Raw genomic sequence first — 15181 nt, forward strand, 5'->3', positions numbered from 1 at the left:
TCCAAGTCTGATCAAACTGCAAAAGGAGGCCTGACCTTTTTAGGGCTATTCATGCCGTACAGATAGCATCAAGTGGATAACTGATTGGCAAACTGCCCAACCGCGTTCACCACTTTCTGCGCCCCGTCCTGAATTTCGACGATCACCGTACCTGCCTCCGCCGCCAGCGCCAGCCCCTGTTCGGCCTGGAGTTTGCCATCGGTCATCAGGGCCACGGCGTTGCGCGCCATGTCCTGGTTCTGGCGTACGACGCCGACAATTTCATCGGTCGCCTGGCTAGTGCGCGAGGCCAGTTGCCGAACTTCATCAGCCACCACGGCAAAACCTCGACCCTGTTCACCGGCGCGAGCCGCTTCGATGGCCGCGTTGAGCGCCAGCAGGTTGGTCTGTTCGGCGATGCCACTGATGGTTTTGACGATGGTGCCGATCACCAATGATTGTGCGTTTAGCGCTTCGATGCCTTCGCCAGCGGTTTGCATGTGTTTGGCCAGGTCACGCATGACGTCCACCGCTTGAGTCACCACAGTGGTACCCCGCTGGGCACTGCTGTCGGTCTGCAACGAGGTGCTGTAGGCGATGTTGGCCGCTTCGGCGACCGCTTGCTCCTGATTGACCTGATCGGTAATTACCGTGGCGAATTTCACCACTTTGTAGAGTTTGTTGTTGGCGTCGACCACCGGGTTGTAGGAGGCCTCCAGCCAGACCACGCGACCGTGGCTGTCGATACGCTTGAAACGATCGGCCACGAACTCACCGGCATTCAGGCGACGCCAGAAGTTCTGATACTCGGCGCTGTTGTATTCCTCTGGCGCGCAGAAAGTGCGGTGATGTTTGCCCTGGACCTGCGCCAGACTGTAGCCCATGCCATTGAGAAACCGCTCGTTGGCCATCAGCACGTTGCCATTGAGGTCGAACTCGATGACCGCGGTCGAGCGCACCAGTGCGCCGATCAGGTTCTCGTGCTCACGGGATGCCTCGATGGTGCGGGTCAGGTCGCTGGAGTAAATCGAGAAGTGTTTGATCCGGCCATCCGCGGACCGCACCGGTTGCATGATTGACCGCAACCAGGCTTCGGCACCGTTGCCCCGCAGTAAACGAACCGTGCCGGCAAAGTGCTCGCCACGGGTCAATGCAGTCTTGAAGCGGCGGTGGAATTCGTCCGACTTCACATGAACCGGGACGATGTCTTCGATGTGTCGGCCGACCAGATCGTTGCCCTTGTAAAGCATCTCACCCCTGAAATTCTGGTTGGCCGATTGAATCCTGCCATCGGAATCAAGGATCAGGGCCAGCATCTCGCTGTCCAGGCTCTCCTTGACTTGCTGAAGGCTGGAGAGTTCTTCGCGAAGAGCCGACAGCTCCTGCTTCAAGCGTTTGTTGAACATGGGAAGCACCGATGGACAGGGATAAAAAGCTGCATACAGCCTAGCCATCGGCTTTGGGGATATTTTCTGAAGAGTGTTTCGGGTTTGTCCTACAAAAATAGTGGCAACACGAACACCTTTATACCGCGCCGACTACCGAACAGCGCCCAGTTCGCGGTACTCGCGCGCCTTCAGGGCTCCGATCAAGTAGCCGAAGGTCAGCCCCGCCTGCAGGAAACCGAGAGCATAGCCGCGATGCCCGACCGGTGCTCCGGATATTTACTTGGGGGCCGGACTCTCGCGTCGAAAGGCCCAAATAGGCCGGGGCAGTCCTGTGAAAAAAACCATGAGAACCCGCTTTTATATGTAACGCCGCTGATCCAATATGGCATGCACCCCATCATCGGGACCACGCTGAAAAGGATCTGAGCATGTTAAAACTCACAGGACTCACCCTCGCAGCCCTCACCCTGAGTGCCGCCGCTCACGCCGATGTCGATCTGAATCTGGGCAGTACCGAACGAGTCACCCGGCTGTTCGCCTACCCCAACAACTGCAACGTCATCTGCTATCGCAACTGGACGCTGGAACAGACAGTCGAGCACTACCTGACCCAAAGCGTGCAACGCGATGGTTACAAAACCGCAAAAGTAGTGGTCAAAACCGACAATGAGCAGCTCTACGCCAATATCACCGGTGTGCCCAAAGGCTATGACAAGCCATTGACCGCATTGCTCAAGGCTGGGGATCTGGCTTACAACGGCGCCAACAAGCTGAGTGCCGATGGTAAATGGACCTATAACTGGTACCTGTTCCTGCCACTGGGCATGGCACTGGAAAACCGCAAAAGCGTCGAACTGCTGCACTTCCCGCCGGATTACTCGCTGACCCAGGCCCAAGACTACCTGGAGTCCAAGACTACCGACCGCTGGGCCACGCTGCTGACCGCCAACGGCATCCCTGACGACCAGACACCGGGCTATCAGACCATCATCGACATCGCACCGATTGCCGCGCCGTCCAGCGCCGGCAAGGACCTGGAAGGCGTCTATGACTACTTCAAGGATTACCAGACCACCATGGTCAAGGAAGTCAGCCAGAACGCCAGCGGCGCTGCATTGCCAATGGTTGCCTTCGGCGCACCGGTGCGTAACTGGATCAAGCAACAATACGGGCCGACCGTGGACGTGCTGGGCCTGGCAACCATCAGCCCGAGCGAGGGGGTGAAAGTACCCGTACTGGGTTCGAACCACCCGAGCTACATCTGGTACGCCGCCGATCCCGAGGCCTATAGCGGCAGCGATGCCCAGGCCAAGGCCGATGCCGCGGGGCTGAAAGTCATGGGGCAGGATTTGAGTGCCGCGTGCTGGCAGGCCGGGATGGGCAGCAAACCGGGCACTGACCCTACCGTTCAGCTGAAAAGCTGCACTCAGACCTGGCAAGTGACCCAGAAAGAAAAAACCTGCGAACTGTTCTACACCTCGATCCGCAACCTGACGCCCGAACAGGCCGTGGCCAAATGCGCAACAACGACAGTCAAATCTCAGTTGAAACAGCTGAAGACCCCGTCTCTTGCGACCTCTGCTCCTGCGCCACACTTGTAAACGATGAACGCCTTTCTCGTGTCAGCCTTGGCTGACGCGGGAAAGAGACTTTTACGCCTGTCATATCTGACAGTAGACCAGTTGTTTCATTTGCGAGAGGCTTGGGGCGTACCCACGTGCTGCAAAGCTGACCGGAGGTCAGTTGACGGAGTTTGTAGCACCCCGCTGACAAGGATTGTTATGAGAGCTCACAACCAACAAAAAATCCCCCCACCGCCATCCAATGGCATCTATCCCTTTGAAGAATTGCCCCTTCGCCTTGGATTCCCCTCCAGGGATGACTTTGAAACTCTCAACAACGCAGAGGGATCGGCAATAGCTGTCATGGCTCTGCGCGAATTCCCCCGCATCAGCCGAATCTGCAGGGTTTCCGGGCATCTGCTGCCCTACCGCAACCGACACACCCGGCAGCTGGCACCCGAAATCCATGTCTACGATCCGCGCTTCTGCGGTTTGCTGAGCCACTCCTGCGACCCCAACGTCTTTCTCGACATGAGTGAGCTGTGGTTATGGGCGCTCAAGGACATCAAAAAGGGTGACCGACTGACGATGGATTTCGCCGCGACAGAAGACAAGCTGCTGCGGCAGTTCGCCTGCCGCTGCGGTAGTCCGGGCTGCCGTGGCTGGATCATCGGCTATGACGAATCGCCGAATGCCAGTGGAGAACAGTTTTTTCAACAGTGGCGTCGACGAAGTCCCGGCTGAAAAGGGTTTTACAACGTTTCGACCGGACGCAAACGGTACTGCGGTGGCAACTGTTCGAAACCGCTGATGGTGGCGTTCAGGCTTTTCCAGCGACCGTCCTTGATGCCATAAATGCAGCCATGAATCGACAGGCTCTGCCCGCGATGCCAGGCGTTTTGCACAATGCTGGTATGACCGACGTTGGCCACCTGCTGGATCACGTTGAGCTCGCAAAGGCGGTCGACCCGCTCTTCTTCTGTGGACAACTTGGCCAGTTCGTCGCGCTTTTCATAATAGAGATCGCGAATCGAGCGCAGCCAACCGTCGATCAGGCCCAACTGACGGTCCTGCATCGAGGCGCGTACACCACCGCAGCCATAGTGGCCAGTGACCAGGATGTGTTTGACTTTGAGCACGTCGACCGCGTACTGAATCACCGACAGGCAGTTGAGGTCAGTATGCAACACAACGTTGGCCACGTTGCGGTGCACGAACAGATCGCCCGGCAGCATGCCGACGATTTCATTGGCCGGCACGCGCGCATCGGAGCAGCCGATCCACAGGAATTCCGGCGTTTGCTGACGGGCCAGTTTGGCGAAGAAGTCAGGATCTTCTTTGGTGATCGCATCAGCCCAGCGTTCGTTGTTATCAATCAGATCTTGTAATTCGTTCATGCATGAAGCCTCAAGAATGATTTGCTGCTTTGACAGACAACCGCCTGTCGGGGTCACGCGCGAGATGCAGATACCCCTGACGCCCTGTCTATAACGGCTAGCCGGCGCTCCATGCCCGCGGGAATTCTCGGCAGCCCAGTGGGTCAATTGTAGTAGGGCCTACAGTATGAGGAATTGCCATGACTGATTCACGACGTCCGTTCGATAAGGAGCAACCCGAGCCCATCGACGACGATGAAGACCGCATGGGCTCGGTGCATGAGCTGGATTTCGACGAGGAAGAACCCGGCACCAGAATCGGCGACCTGACACCCGAACAAGAGCGTGCACAGCAGCTGCCCGAGACACGCGTCCGTAAAACCCGCATAACGGGGGGCTCGCCCAATGACAACGACGCCACCGACGATGACTTGAGCCCGGACACCCTGATCCGTGAAGACGGCGCACGGGATTCCCATGAAGCGGGTGAAGGTGGCCAGGCGGATTGGGATCTGAGCATTGTCGATGAAGACGATATCGGCGGCGGCGACGGGCTGGATGAGGCCGAATGGGCCAAGCACGATCCGTTGGACGGCAAGCGTTGATCGTTGGCGTCAGTGAAGACGCTTCGCGGGCAAGTCGGACCGCCGCACCGCTCGCTCCTGCGTGTTTGGTGGCAGGAGCGAGCGGTGCGGCGGTCCGACTTGCCCGCGAAGCTTTTAGCAACGATCAATCAACCAACGTGCAGGCCATCACCACCGCATCTTCCCGCCCGCCAACCGCCGGGTAGTAATCCCGCCGACGCCCGACTTCGTTGAATCCATACCGCTCATACAACCGAAACGCCGCCCGATTGCTGTNTTTTAGCAACGATCAATCAACCAACGTGCAGGCCATCACCACCGCATCTTCCCGCCCGCCAACCGCCGGGTAGTAATCCCGCCGACGCCCGACTTCGTTGAATCCATACCGCTCATACAACCGAAACGCCGCCCGATTGCTGTCGCGCACTTCCAGAAAGCATTCCCGCGCCTTGGCTTCATAAGCCCGGGACATCAGATGCTCCAGCAGCGTCAAGCCCAGACCGCGGCCCTGGTTTTCCGGTTTGACGGTGATGTTCAGCAGATGCGCCTCGTCAAGAATGATCTGCACCACGCCATGACCGACCTGCTGCTGCCCTTCGAACATCAGCCAGATCTGGTACTTGCCCAGTCCATCGAGAAAAATCCCGCGGGTCCAGGGGTGGCTGTAAGCCGCGTATTCAATTTTCAATACAGTGTCCAGGTCCGCCTCGGTCATCGGGCGGAACGATACAGCGTCACTCATTCGATTCTTTCCAGCGCGCCATCAGCCGACGCATGGCTTGCCAGACATCAGCCTTACGCTGTGGCTCTTCCATTAATAACTCCAGGCCCGGCAAGGCCCAGACCGAACCCAGGCCTTCGACCTGGAGTTCACGGTTGAAGGATTCGGCGCTCGCCTCACCGGCAAAACGCACCGCCGGCAAGCCGATCAGCCACAGGCAGACGCATGGAGCGTCTTCCAGACGGGCCGACAGAAAGCCTTGTACGAAATCCCGAGCCGCTTCCGGCCCTTGATCCATGGTGCCGCGAGCCAGCAGCGGCCAGCGCACCGGCTCGCCGATGATCTGCGGGCTGTCTGGCAGGCCGGCGGCGCGTAGCATGTCTTTGAGTAACAGATAGGCCGGATCGCGGGTCTGGAAGCTTTCGCCTGTGGGTAACTCCACCAACAACAGGCAACGACCTGCACGCAGCAATTGCAGGGCGAAACGCGGTGGCGGAACGACCGGCGCCTTGACCGCGACCGGGGCCTCTTCTTCTTCGACCTTGGCGTTCGTGCGGGTGCTGGCCAGCGATGGCCGTGGCACCTCGATTTTTACCCGTTCGGCCGGTTTGACCACCGGTTCCACGGGCGCCTGCGCCACCGGAGCAGGCGCAACCGGGGCGACGACCAATGGCTCGGGCGTCTCCAACAATTCGGGGCGCGAGGGCGCAGCAAAGGGCAATTCGGTGCGCGGCAGCCAGTTGACCACCTGCATGGCGGCCAAATAAGCGCGGCGACGGGACTCGATAAGCAAAGGTCGGCCACTTGTGAATAACTAAAGTGCGTTGATTCTACCGCCCTTCGCTCAAGATCGCCCGCGCTTGATCGATAGAAAACCGACAGTCCATCCCGAGAGTGAATCGACACGGCTGCGATGCAGTACAATCGCGGCTTTTAATCGCCAACCAGCCGGCCATTCCGATGATCGAACCCAAGCGCGTCTTGCGCGCCCTCGCTGAACACTGGGCACTTCTGGAGCCACTGTGCGAGCACTTCGACCAAGGCACCCTGAGCCTCAACGAACTGCGTTCACAGTTGGCCGCCCAGCAACTGGACAGCACACCGCAGGACATCACCAGCCTGCTGGACGTGTGGATCCGCCTCGACATTCTGGTTCCCGTGGCGAAAAGCCCGAACCGCTTCGAGCTCAACGCGCAGATTCACGACTTCCTCGCTTACCTGCGCCGTGAGCACCGTCTGGGCCTGTGCCTGGAAATCGAAGCCTATCTGCGCCATCTCGAACGCCTGGCCGGTTACATCCAGGACGCCTTCGACATTCGCGACGGCAACGATCTGGCGCGCCAGTTGCGCCTGCTCGACATGCGTGTGCGGGACGTGCTGAAGAAACTCGCCAACGACGAACAGGCCCTGGTGGCCGTCGCCGAGCGGGCCAAGACCAGCGACCGGCAGATCCCGTTGCGTCAACGCTACGCTGAAGTACTGGCGACCTGGGATGAATACGTCGAGCCGATGATCCAATTGGTGAATGCCGACGGCGCCTTCGAACAAGGCGTGCGCAAGGTCGAAAACGTCCTGTTGAAGATGCTCACTGAACAGCAGCGCCTCGGCCATCTGGTTGACGACGACATGCTGCTGCGCACCCACGCACGCATCCTCGAAATGCAGACCAGCGCCCAGCTTACCTTGCGTCATGCCCGTGAACTGCTGCTGCCGCTGCGTGAAGAAGCGCGCCGGCACAACGCCGTGACCCGTGGCGCGGCGCTGGCCTTGTCGGCCATTCGTCGTAAAGGTATCGATGCGGTGCCACAAGCCGCGATGCCGATGTTCACCCGGCCACAAAGCACCTTCCTTGGCAGCGCCAGTCAGGTCGAAGCCTACGTGTACGCCCTGGCCCGTTTCGAGCCGAAACCGGCGCGGTTCCCCAAGGCTCACAAGACCCAGAAAGGCGAAGCCCCACGCGCGCCACGCACGGTTCGGGAAATGCTCGAACGCTGCGAAGACGCCCTGCCGATGCCGGACCTGATGAGCTGGCTGCTGGAGCAGGAGCCGGATGGCGCCACCGACGAATTGCTCTACTGGTTCTCGCGCCTGTCGCGGGAAAAACGCTTCAAGCGCGAGCGTCTGGAACGCCGCGATTACCACACTCACGAGCACCAGGTCAGCCTGCGCTCCTTCGCCCTGCTCTCGGCCCGCGACACCGCCGCCGAGGATTCTGCGAGCACGCCATATGCATCTTGATCTTTCCGAACTGTCCCAGCTGGCGCCGATCTTCCGCGAGCTGTTCAAGGGTTACCACGTCAGCCGCCGCGACCCGGAGCTGTACGCGCAACTGTCGAACTTCCAGGACCAGTACCGCACGCTGTTCAAGGCGCTGGGCTTTGAACTGGTCTGCGATACCCGGGGTTTCTACTACTTCGTGCCGGACCTGGCTGCTGCTGCGGTAAACAAGACGGCACAACGTCTGGCGCTGTTCACCTTCATCCTTGTCGAGCACCTGGCCGACCAGGGGCGCGACCCGGTCGCCGTGCTCGACGGCGGCAGTCTCGGGCGCGATGAATTGCCATCGTTGCTGGAGAAGTACCGCGACCTGTTCATCCAGGCTGAAGTGCAGACCGTCGAAGAGCTCGAAGAAAAAATCATGCGCCGCATGACTCAGCTCGGTTTCGCCGGCGAAGAAAACGGTATCTACCGTTTCCTGCCGCCGATGCACCGCTTCCTCGATGTCTGCCTGTCGGTTCAGCAGGACCGCGACCTGGCCGCCAGCCTGCACAGCGTGCTGCCGTTACCAGCGCCGGTGCTGATTGACGAAGACAGCGACGAAAAACTGCTGCAGACCGACGACCCGCTCGATCTCACCGAGTTTGAAGAAGAGAGCGAAGAAGACGCCCTGGCCCGCGCCATTGCCGAAGAACAGGAGACCGACGCATGAGCAAGGAACGCTACGGCATTCGCCGCTTTGCCCTTTTGAACACCGCCGGCTACAGCCTCGGCCTGTTCCCGCTGGAAGAGCCGCTGTCGGTTTACGGCGCGAACAACCTCGGTAAATCCGCCTCGATCAACGCCTTGCAGTTCCCGATTCTGGCGCGCATGTCGGACATGAGTTTCGGCAAGTACAGCCTGGAACAATCGCGGCGTTTCTACTTCGCCTCGGACACCAGTTACATCCTCGTCGAAGTCTCCCTGCCCCACGGCCCGCACGTAATCGGTGTGGTCGGTCGCGGTCCGGGTGGTGGTTTCGGTCACCAGTTCTTTGCCTACGCCGGTAAACTCGACCTGGCTCATTATCAGAAAGACGACACCTGCCTGCGGCAGAAAGAGCTGTTCACCAATCTTGAGCGCGAAGGCCTGAAAGCCTACGAACTCAAGCCGGATGAACTGCGTCGTTTGCTGGTGGGCGGCCACACCTCGATTCCGCTCGACCTGACGCTGATCCCGTTGCGCTCCACCAGCGAACAGAGCCTGAAGACCTTCCGCGCCTTGTTCATCAACTTGCTGCACATGCGTGAAATCACCGCGGCCAAGCTCAAGCAACTGTTCCTCGATGCGTTTGAACACAGCCTGCGCTCCGGCAGTGTCGATTACATCGCCGCGTGCGAAGAAGCCTTCCGCGACGTACGCCGCATGGAGCAGGACTACAACTCGCTGGTGGCGGCCGGTCCCTTGGTCGAAGCCTTGGCCAACGGCGTGAAACAGCGCGATATCCTGCGTGGCAAACTGCATCGCCTGTCGCCGCTGCTCGACTCCCTGCTCGGCACCTGGTCGGATTACGCCAGTGCGCGCAAGGAAGAACTGACAATCCAGGCCGAGCACTACCGCAACGAGCAGGATGCGCTGCAAAACGATCAGCGCGGCGGCACTCAGGAGCTGATGCGTCTGGAACGGGAAATTACCGGCATCCAGCGCTGGCTCGGCGAGTTGTCGGTGCTCAAGCATCGCTTCGCGCTGGTCGATGACGTCAAAGTCCTCGAACAGCAACTGCTCGCGGCCAAGGACGCGCACGACGAACTGGCCGGTGCGCTGGCACAGTCGCGACAGTTCAGTGCCGAAGACCTGGAAGAACGTCTGCGGGATCTGGAAAAACGCCTGAAGTCGGTCAAGCAACAACTCGATCACGCCGACAACAACAGCTACGCCCGTTTGCGCGAAGAGTTCTCGCAACAGGACGTCGAGCGCCTGATGCGCCTGTTCAACAGCGCGTTGTTCAGCCTGCCATTGGGCGAACACGGCATCACGCTGGACGAGGACGGTCAGTGGGTCAAATCCATGGAACTGATCCTTGATGGCTTCAAAGGCGAGCGCTTCGAAGTGCCGGGCCTGTCGATCGACATCTCGCACATCGAGCCGCCAGCGCTGCAAGCCCTGGCCGACCGCGCGGCGCTGCGCGATCAGAAAGACCGCCTGGAAAAAGAACTCAAGCAGCTGAAAACTCAAGCTGCCGTGGCAGCCGACCGTGCGGCCAGCAAGACCCAGACCGAAGCGCTGTACCAGCAAGTGCTGGATGCGCAGAAAGCCCTGGAAGATTTCCGCCGCGCACAAACCCTGAGCGCCGAAGAAGGCGACAAGCTTGAGCAACTGGCGCAGATGGAAGCCGCTCAGGACGAATTGAAGCGTTCCAGCGATGCCTTCACCGAGCGCGTCCAGCAACTGTCGGCCAAGCTGCAACTGGTCGGCCGGCAGATCGGCGATATGGAAGCCAAGCAACGCACCCTCGACGACGCGCTGCGCCGCCGTCAGCTGTTGCCGGCGGACCTGCCATTCGGCACGCCGTTCATGGACCCGGTCGACGATTCCATGGACAACCTGTTGCCGTTGCTCAATGACTATCAGGACAGCTGGCAAGGTTTGCTGCGCAGCGACGGGCAGATCGAAGCGCTCTACGCTCAGGTTCGCCTGAAAGGTGTGGCCAAGTTCGACAGCGAAGACGATATGGAGCGTCGTCTGCAACTGCTGATCAACGCATACGCACACCGCACCGATGAAGCCCTGACCCTGGGCAAGGCCCGCCGCGCGGCGGTCACCGACATTGCCCGGACCCTGCGTAACATCCGCAGCGACTATGACAGCCTCGAACATCAACTGGCGCTGTTCAACCGCGAGATCAACAAACGTCAGGTTTCCAACCTGCAAAGCTTCCGCATTGTGCTCGCGCCGAACAAGGAAGCGCTCAAGCACATTGACCAGATCATCCACAGCGCCGGTCAGTACGAAGAAGGCGAAACCCTTTCCGTCTTCGACCTGAGCCAAAGCGCCGATCAGGACAACAAGAACGAAGAAGCCAAGGAGTATCTGGCGCGGCTGGTGGCGGCGAACCACAACCAGTTGGGTCTCAAGGATCTGTTCGAGCTGGCGTTCGAGATCACCAAGGTTAACGGCCAGCCGGTGATCCATACCGACATCGACGGCGCGGCATCCAACGGCACCACCATGACCATCAAGGCGCTGACCAACATGTACTTGTTGCTGCACTTGATGGACCGCGACCAGGCCGGTCGCGTGCGCCTGCCGTACTACCTCGACGAGGCGGCGGACATCGATGAGAAGAACCAGGCAGCGCTGCTGGAAACCAGCCTGCAACTGGGCTTCGTGCCGATTCTGGCGAGCGTGAAGCCGCAAGTTTGCGCCAGTGTCGCCATCGACCTGGAAGGCGGTAGCGGCCCGAACGGCATCTACATCGACGAAGCGGACTGGAAGTACATCCGCCGCCACGATGAAGTGAAGGCTACCGTTGTTGTACAAGCCGATGAGCCGGAGCTGGATGCGGTCTGATTTGACTTAATCCAAGCCAATAAAAAGGCCGCGATCCAATGGATCGCGGCCTTTTTTATCTTTTCATTGTAGGAGCGAGGCTTGCCCGCGAAGGCAGCACCACAGGCGCCGACAAACTACTTGCCGATTGCGATCTTCGGCGCCCAGGTCAGCCACTCATCCTCGAACTGGTCGAACAACGGGAAGGTTTGCTCAGGCCGCGCCGGGGCACCCATGCGGTCGCCATCCGGTGTGGCAAAAGCAATGCCGCCCTGAACCAGCGTCTCTAGCGATTCGGTACGTATTGTCGCGCCTTTGAACAAGCCGTAGTCGAAACCAAAACCACTGGTGTTCCAAAACCGTGTACCACTGCGCACCAACGGTGCATATTTCGGTTCGATCAGGATGTGCACCAACACTCGATCAGCCGTCTGGCCCAGTTCATAGCCGGTCACCTTGCCTACCGTGATTTCGCGATAGGTGACGGGGACGCCAGTCTTCAGCGAACCCCGACGAGCAGCGCTCAACACCAGGCTTAAACCAGCCTCTTCCTTGGCGGTTTCCGGAGGATTGGTCAAGGCCACGAAGGTCTTCTGCGGGCCGAGGTTCTTCGGCGCGGGTTGCACTTCGATGTATTGCCCGGTGACCAAGGTTTCGAGGTTCGAGGTTTTAATCAGACCGAGTTCAGGTTTGACCACCCAGAACTGACTACCAACCCGAGCAATACGCTCCGGCACTTCTGTGATCCGCGCGGTCAGCAGTACTGATTGCAGGTCATCACTGAGGTCGACGTCCTCAATCTTGCCAACGTCCAGGCCTTTGAATCGAACCGGCGTGCCAATGCGCAGGCCGTCGGCGCGATCGACCTTGATCGTCACCATAGTACCTTTCTGCGTTGCCTCATCATGGTTGGCATGCAGACGGAAACGTGGAATACGCTTCTGCAACGGCGCTTTGGCTTCCGGGGTTTCGAAGGCGATGCCACCGGCCATCAGGCTTTGCAACGACTCACTTTTGACCTGGATGCCGCCGGTCAACCCACCGGTAAGCGTAATGCCGCTGGCATTCCAGAAACGCGTCGAGGCGTTGACCAGCCCTTCGTATTCCTTCTCGATGTGCACCCCTATCACCAGCTGCTTTTTGGTGCGGGAGAATTGATAGCTCTGGACCGAACCAACCTTGACCTGTTTGTAGAGAATCGGACTGCCGACTTCCAGAGAACCAAGGTTGTCGGTGAACAACACCAAGTGCAGACCTGGCGAACGCAGATCCAGCGGCGGCGCCTTGGGCCGCGCTTCGAACTCGCGCTGCGGTGCACCACCCTTGTCGCCAGGGCGCACGGCGATGTAGTTACCTTTAACCAGCGCTTCCAGGCCCGTAATACCCGCGAGCGAAATCGACGGTTTGACCACCCAGAACTGGGTGCCAGTGACCAGGTAATCCTCGGCCAGTGGGTCGAGAGTCAACTCGGCGGTCGCACTGGACAAGTCCGGGTCAACCTTGAGCGCTTTCAAATTGCCGACCTGGATGCCTTTGTACATCACCGGCGTACGACCGGCCTGCAGGCCTTCAAAATCGCTGAGTTTGACCTTGACCCGAATACCCGCCGCAGCCGCATCGAAGTCCTCATAGAGACGGAATGGCAGGCTTGGATCGGTGGGCGGGCTGTCCTTGCGATTTTCCGGAGTCGCAAATGCAATACCGCCGGCGACGATGCTGGCGAGGGACTCGCTACGCACTTTCACACCGGACAGGTTGGCGTCGATACTGATGCCGCTGGCATTCCAGAAACGCGTGTGTTTACGCACCAGGTTGGCGTAGGTCGGCTCGATGAAGACTTTGAGTTCGACAGTGCTCTGGTCTGCGGACAGCACATAGCTTTTGATCTGACCGACCTGAATCTGCTTGTAAAACACCGGGCTGCCGCGATTCAGCGAGCCAAGGCGATCAGCCTTGATGGTCAAGTGCAGGCCGGGTTGAGCGTCCGATAACGGAGGCTCTTGGGCCAGTGCCTTGAACTTGCGGGTCGGCTCGCCTTCACCTGGGCTGACGGCCACATAGTTACCCGAGACCAACGTCTCCAGGCCCGTGATACCGGCCAGGCTTACGCTCGGTTTAACCAGCCAGAAACGCGTGCTGGTCCTGAGGTATTGCTCCACGTCCTTGTTCATCTCGATGGTAGCGATCACTCCTTTGGAGCTGCCTTCGTCATCGAGTTTGAGGGCTTTCACCTTACCGACCGACATGCCTTTGTAGACGACTTCGGTCTTGTTGGCCTGAATGCCTTCACCGCTTTCGAAGCGCACCTGAATCTCAATGCCCGTCTCGCTGTAGGCACGCCAGCCGAGCCAGCCGCCGATAATCAAGGCGATCAGGGGCAACACCCAAATGGCTGACCAGTTCGAGGCCGGTCGGGTTTTCGCTTTAGGCAAATCAGTCATGGTCGTCGTCCGACTCCGTGTTATCCCAAATCAGTCGGGGATCGAAAGTTACTGCGGCAAGCATCGTCAGAATCACCACACTGGCAAAGGCGATGGCGCCAAGATTGGCTTCGATGCTGGCAAGCCGTCCAAAATTCACCACCGCCACCAGGATGGCGATTACAAAGATATCCAGCATCGACCAGCGGCCAATGAACTCGATAAAGCGGTACATCAGAATGCGCTGGCGTGCCGAGAGCGGCTGGTGACGCTGCACCGAAAACAGCAGCAATGCGATGCCCACCAGCTTGAACGTGGGGACCAGGATGCTGGCGATAAAAACCACGGCGGCGATTGGAATCATGCCGTGCTGAACCAGTTGAATCACACCGGACATAATGGTGCTCGGATCACCCTGGCCCAGGGAATTGACGGTCATGATCGGTAGCACATTGGCCGGGATGTAGAGAATCGCACCCGTGATCAACAATGCCCAGGTACGCATCAGACTGTTTGGGCGGCGGGCGTGAACCAGCGCACCGCAGCGAGTGCAAACCTGCTCGTCGGTATCGGCTTCCTGTTTATTCAACTCGTGGCATTCGGCACAAATCAGAATGCCTGCATCAATCGCCCGCATGGGCATCTTCTCCTGATAGAGCCTGCCAGATCTGGTGTGGTGACATCACTACTTCCAGCCAGACCTGAACCAACAACAAACTGATGAAGCACGCCAGACCAAGACCTACGGTGACCGCCGCCATATCGGCCAATTTGACGATCGCAACTAGTACGCCCATGAGGTAAACCTCGAGCATCCCCCAGTCCCGTAGATGGTGATAAATGCGGTAGAGCAGCAAGCCGTAGCTGCGTCCGATATCGAAGCGAATACTCAGCAACACGAACAGCTGGCAAAGCAGCTTGAGTAGCGGAATCCCCATGCTACAAAGGAATACCACTGCCGCTACGCCTCGCATACCGGTATCGAACAGACCGACAACGCCACTCCAGACTGTATCGTGCGACGACTGTCCGAGTAGATGGAGCTGCATGATCGGTAAAAAGTTCGCAGGGACGTACAACAACAGTGCTGCAATGACCAAGGCGAGACTGCGCTGCACGACGTTGTGTCGATGGGCATACAGCTCATAACCGCAGCGTACACAGATGGCTTTTTCACCATGAGCAAGCTCAGGCTTGCGCATCAGCAAGTCACACTCATGACACGCTACCAAGTCGTCCAGCGGTAAATCTGACAGCCCTGGGGCGTCAACCGGATCTGGCATAAAGGCTCTGGCTCCAAAAAAGTTGGACCTATTCTAGTGTCCTGCCTCGAAAATAACTGTGCAATTTTGTACTGCCGCCGGGGAACTTTCCTGCGGGCAAAACAAAACCCCTACCTGCATACG

The 15181-nt window shown here is 59.0% G+C and carries 13 protein-coding genes and 2 pseudogenes; 6 read left to right on the top strand and 9 right to left on the bottom strand.

Features of this window, described 5'->3' with window-relative positions; translation table 11 throughout:
* Positions 1-68: 68 nt before the first annotated feature.
* Both MMG91_RS29070 and MMG91_RS29075 read right to left on the bottom strand, forming a co-directional pair.
* Positions 69-500, bottom strand: a complete 432-nt coding sequence (locus MMG91_RS29070) for a methyl-accepting chemotaxis protein (RefSeq protein WP_405046562.1) — start codon at positions 498-500, stop codon at positions 69-71.
* A 108-nt stretch (positions 501-608) separates the two neighbouring features.
* Positions 609-1433: pseudogene (locus tag MMG91_RS29075) on the bottom strand (PAS domain-containing protein); the annotation flags it as partial.
* A 362-nt stretch (positions 1434-1795) separates the two neighbouring features.
* Between MMG91_RS29075 and MMG91_RS25635 the strand changes: the two are divergent.
* Both MMG91_RS25635 and MMG91_RS25640 read left to right on the top strand, forming a co-directional pair.
* Positions 1796-2968 (top strand): hypothetical protein, encoded by a 1173-nt coding sequence (locus MMG91_RS25635; RefSeq protein ID WP_310661090.1) that lies wholly within the window; start codon positions 1796-1798, stop codon positions 2966-2968.
* Positions 2969-3148: 180 nt separating this feature from the next.
* Positions 3149-3673 carry an SET domain-containing protein-lysine N-methyltransferase gene (locus MMG91_RS25640; RefSeq protein ID WP_305446893.1) on the top strand — a complete coding sequence of 175 codons (525 nt, stop codon included), beginning with the start codon at positions 3149-3151 and terminating at the stop codon, positions 3671-3673.
* 8 nt (positions 3674-3681) lie between these two features.
* On the opposite strand, the gene can is transcribed toward MMG91_RS25640, so the two are convergent.
* Positions 3682-4326, bottom strand: coding sequence for a carbonate dehydratase (can, locus tag MMG91_RS25645; protein WP_258617122.1), 645 nt, complete (start codon positions 4324-4326; stop codon positions 3682-3684).
* A gap of 179 nt (positions 4327-4505) precedes the next feature.
* Between can and MMG91_RS25650 the strand changes: the two genes are divergently transcribed.
* On the top strand, positions 4506-4910 hold the full coding sequence (locus MMG91_RS25650; RefSeq protein ID WP_310661091.1) for a serine kinase/phosphatase: 405 nt from the start codon (positions 4506-4508) through the stop codon (positions 4908-4910).
* A 124-nt stretch (positions 4911-5034) separates the two neighbouring features.
* Here MMG91_RS25650 and MMG91_RS25655 read toward each other — a convergent pair.
* The 3 genes and pseudogenes from MMG91_RS25655 to MMG91_RS25665 all read right to left on the bottom strand — a co-directional run.
* Positions 5035-5165 (bottom strand): annotated as a pseudogene (locus MMG91_RS25655) (ribosomal-protein-alanine N-acetyltransferase); the annotation flags it as partial.
* A gap of 13 nt (positions 5166-5178) precedes the next feature.
* Complete coding sequence (gene rimI, locus MMG91_RS25660; protein WP_305446895.1) at positions 5179-5631, bottom strand: ribosomal protein S18-alanine N-acetyltransferase; 453 nt, start codon at positions 5629-5631, stop codon at positions 5179-5181.
* Complete coding sequence (locus MMG91_RS25665; protein ID WP_310661094.1) at positions 5624-6364, bottom strand: energy transducer TonB; 741 nt, start codon at positions 6362-6364, stop codon at positions 5624-5626. Before MMG91_RS25665 ends, rimI begins: the two co-directional genes overlap by 8 nt.
* Before the next feature lie 206 nt (positions 6365-6570).
* On the opposite strand from MMG91_RS25665, the gene mksB reads away from it, so the two are divergent.
* The 3 genes from mksB to mksF are packed head-to-tail and all read left to right on the top strand — an operon-like array spanning position 6571 to position 11376.
* Entirely contained in the window at positions 6571-7848 is a 1278-nt protein-coding gene (mksB, locus tag MMG91_RS25670) for an Mks condensin complex protein MksB (RefSeq protein ID WP_305446896.1), read from the top strand.
* A complete protein-coding gene (gene mksE / locus MMG91_RS25675) occupies positions 7838-8539 on the top strand; it encodes an Mks condensin complex protein MksE (RefSeq protein WP_310661092.1) in 702 nt (233 codons plus the stop codon). Before mksB ends, mksE begins: the two co-directional genes overlap by 11 nt.
* Complete coding sequence (gene mksF, locus MMG91_RS25680; protein ID WP_192345445.1) at positions 8536-11376, top strand: Mks condensin complex protein MksF; 2841 nt, start codon at positions 8536-8538, stop codon at positions 11374-11376. Before mksE ends, mksF begins: the two co-directional genes overlap by 4 nt.
* Positions 11377-11492: 116 nt before the next feature.
* On the opposite strand, the gene MMG91_RS25685 is transcribed toward mksF, so the two are convergent.
* From MMG91_RS25685 to MMG91_RS25695, 3 genes are read right to left on the bottom strand one after another with little or no spacing between them, the layout of a single operon-like run.
* A complete protein-coding gene (locus MMG91_RS25685; protein ID WP_310661093.1) occupies positions 11493-13796 on the bottom strand; it encodes an MlaD family protein in 2304 nt (767 codons plus the stop codon).
* A complete protein-coding gene (locus MMG91_RS25690) occupies positions 13789-14412 on the bottom strand; it encodes a paraquat-inducible protein A (protein WP_305446900.1) in 624 nt (207 codons plus the stop codon). The genes MMG91_RS25685 and MMG91_RS25690 overlap by 8 nt, the downstream gene beginning before the upstream one ends.
* Positions 14399-15058, bottom strand: coding sequence for a paraquat-inducible protein A (locus tag MMG91_RS25695; protein WP_305446902.1), 660 nt, complete (start codon positions 15056-15058; stop codon positions 14399-14401). Before MMG91_RS25695 ends, MMG91_RS25690 begins: the two co-directional genes overlap by 14 nt.
* Between the last annotated feature and the right edge of the window lie 123 nt (positions 15059-15181).

Source organism: Pseudomonas sp. JL3 (assembly GCF_031570575.1).
In the GTDB taxonomy this organism is placed as follows: domain Bacteria; phylum Pseudomonadota; class Gammaproteobacteria; order Pseudomonadales; family Pseudomonadaceae; genus Aquipseudomonas; species Aquipseudomonas cucumis.

Excerpts from the sequence above, each read along its gene's own strand:
- MMG91_RS29070 (WP_405046562.1), bottom strand. The coding sequence starts at position 500 with ATGCGTGACCTGGCCAAACACATGCAAACCGCTGGCGAAGGCATCGAA.
- MMG91_RS25635 (WP_310661090.1), top strand. The coding sequence starts at position 1,796 with ATGTTAAAACTCACAGGACTCACCCTCGCAGCCCTCACCCTGAGTGCC.
- MMG91_RS25640 (WP_305446893.1), top strand. The coding sequence starts at position 3,149 with ATGAGAGCTCACAACCAACAAAAAATCCCCCCACCGCCATCCAATGGC.
- can (WP_258617122.1), bottom strand. The coding sequence starts at position 4,326 with ATGAACGAATTACAAGATCTGATTGATAACAACGAACGCTGGGCTGAT.
- MMG91_RS25650 (WP_310661091.1), top strand. The coding sequence starts at position 4,506 with ATGACTGATTCACGACGTCCGTTCGATAAGGAGCAACCCGAGCCCATC.
- rimI (WP_305446895.1), bottom strand. The coding sequence starts at position 5,631 with ATGAGTGACGCTGTATCGTTCCGCCCGATGACCGAGGCGGACCTGGAC.
- MMG91_RS25665 (WP_310661094.1), bottom strand. The coding sequence starts at position 6,364 with ATGCAGGTGGTCAACTGGCTGCCGCGCACCGAATTGCCCTTTGCTGCG.
- mksB (WP_305446896.1), top strand. The coding sequence starts at position 6,571 with ATGATCGAACCCAAGCGCGTCTTGCGCGCCCTCGCTGAACACTGGGCA.
- mksE (WP_310661092.1), top strand. The coding sequence starts at position 7,838 with ATGCATCTTGATCTTTCCGAACTGTCCCAGCTGGCGCCGATCTTCCGC.
- mksF (WP_192345445.1), top strand. The coding sequence starts at position 8,536 with ATGAGCAAGGAACGCTACGGCATTCGCCGCTTTGCCCTTTTGAACACC.
- MMG91_RS25685 (WP_310661093.1), bottom strand. The coding sequence starts at position 13,796 with ATGACTGATTTGCCTAAAGCGAAAACCCGACCGGCCTCGAACTGGTCA.
- MMG91_RS25690 (WP_305446900.1), bottom strand. The coding sequence starts at position 14,412 with ATGCGGGCGATTGATGCAGGCATTCTGATTTGTGCCGAATGCCACGAG.
- MMG91_RS25695 (WP_305446902.1), bottom strand. The coding sequence starts at position 15,058 with ATGCCAGATCCGGTTGACGCCCCAGGGCTGTCAGATTTACCGCTGGAC.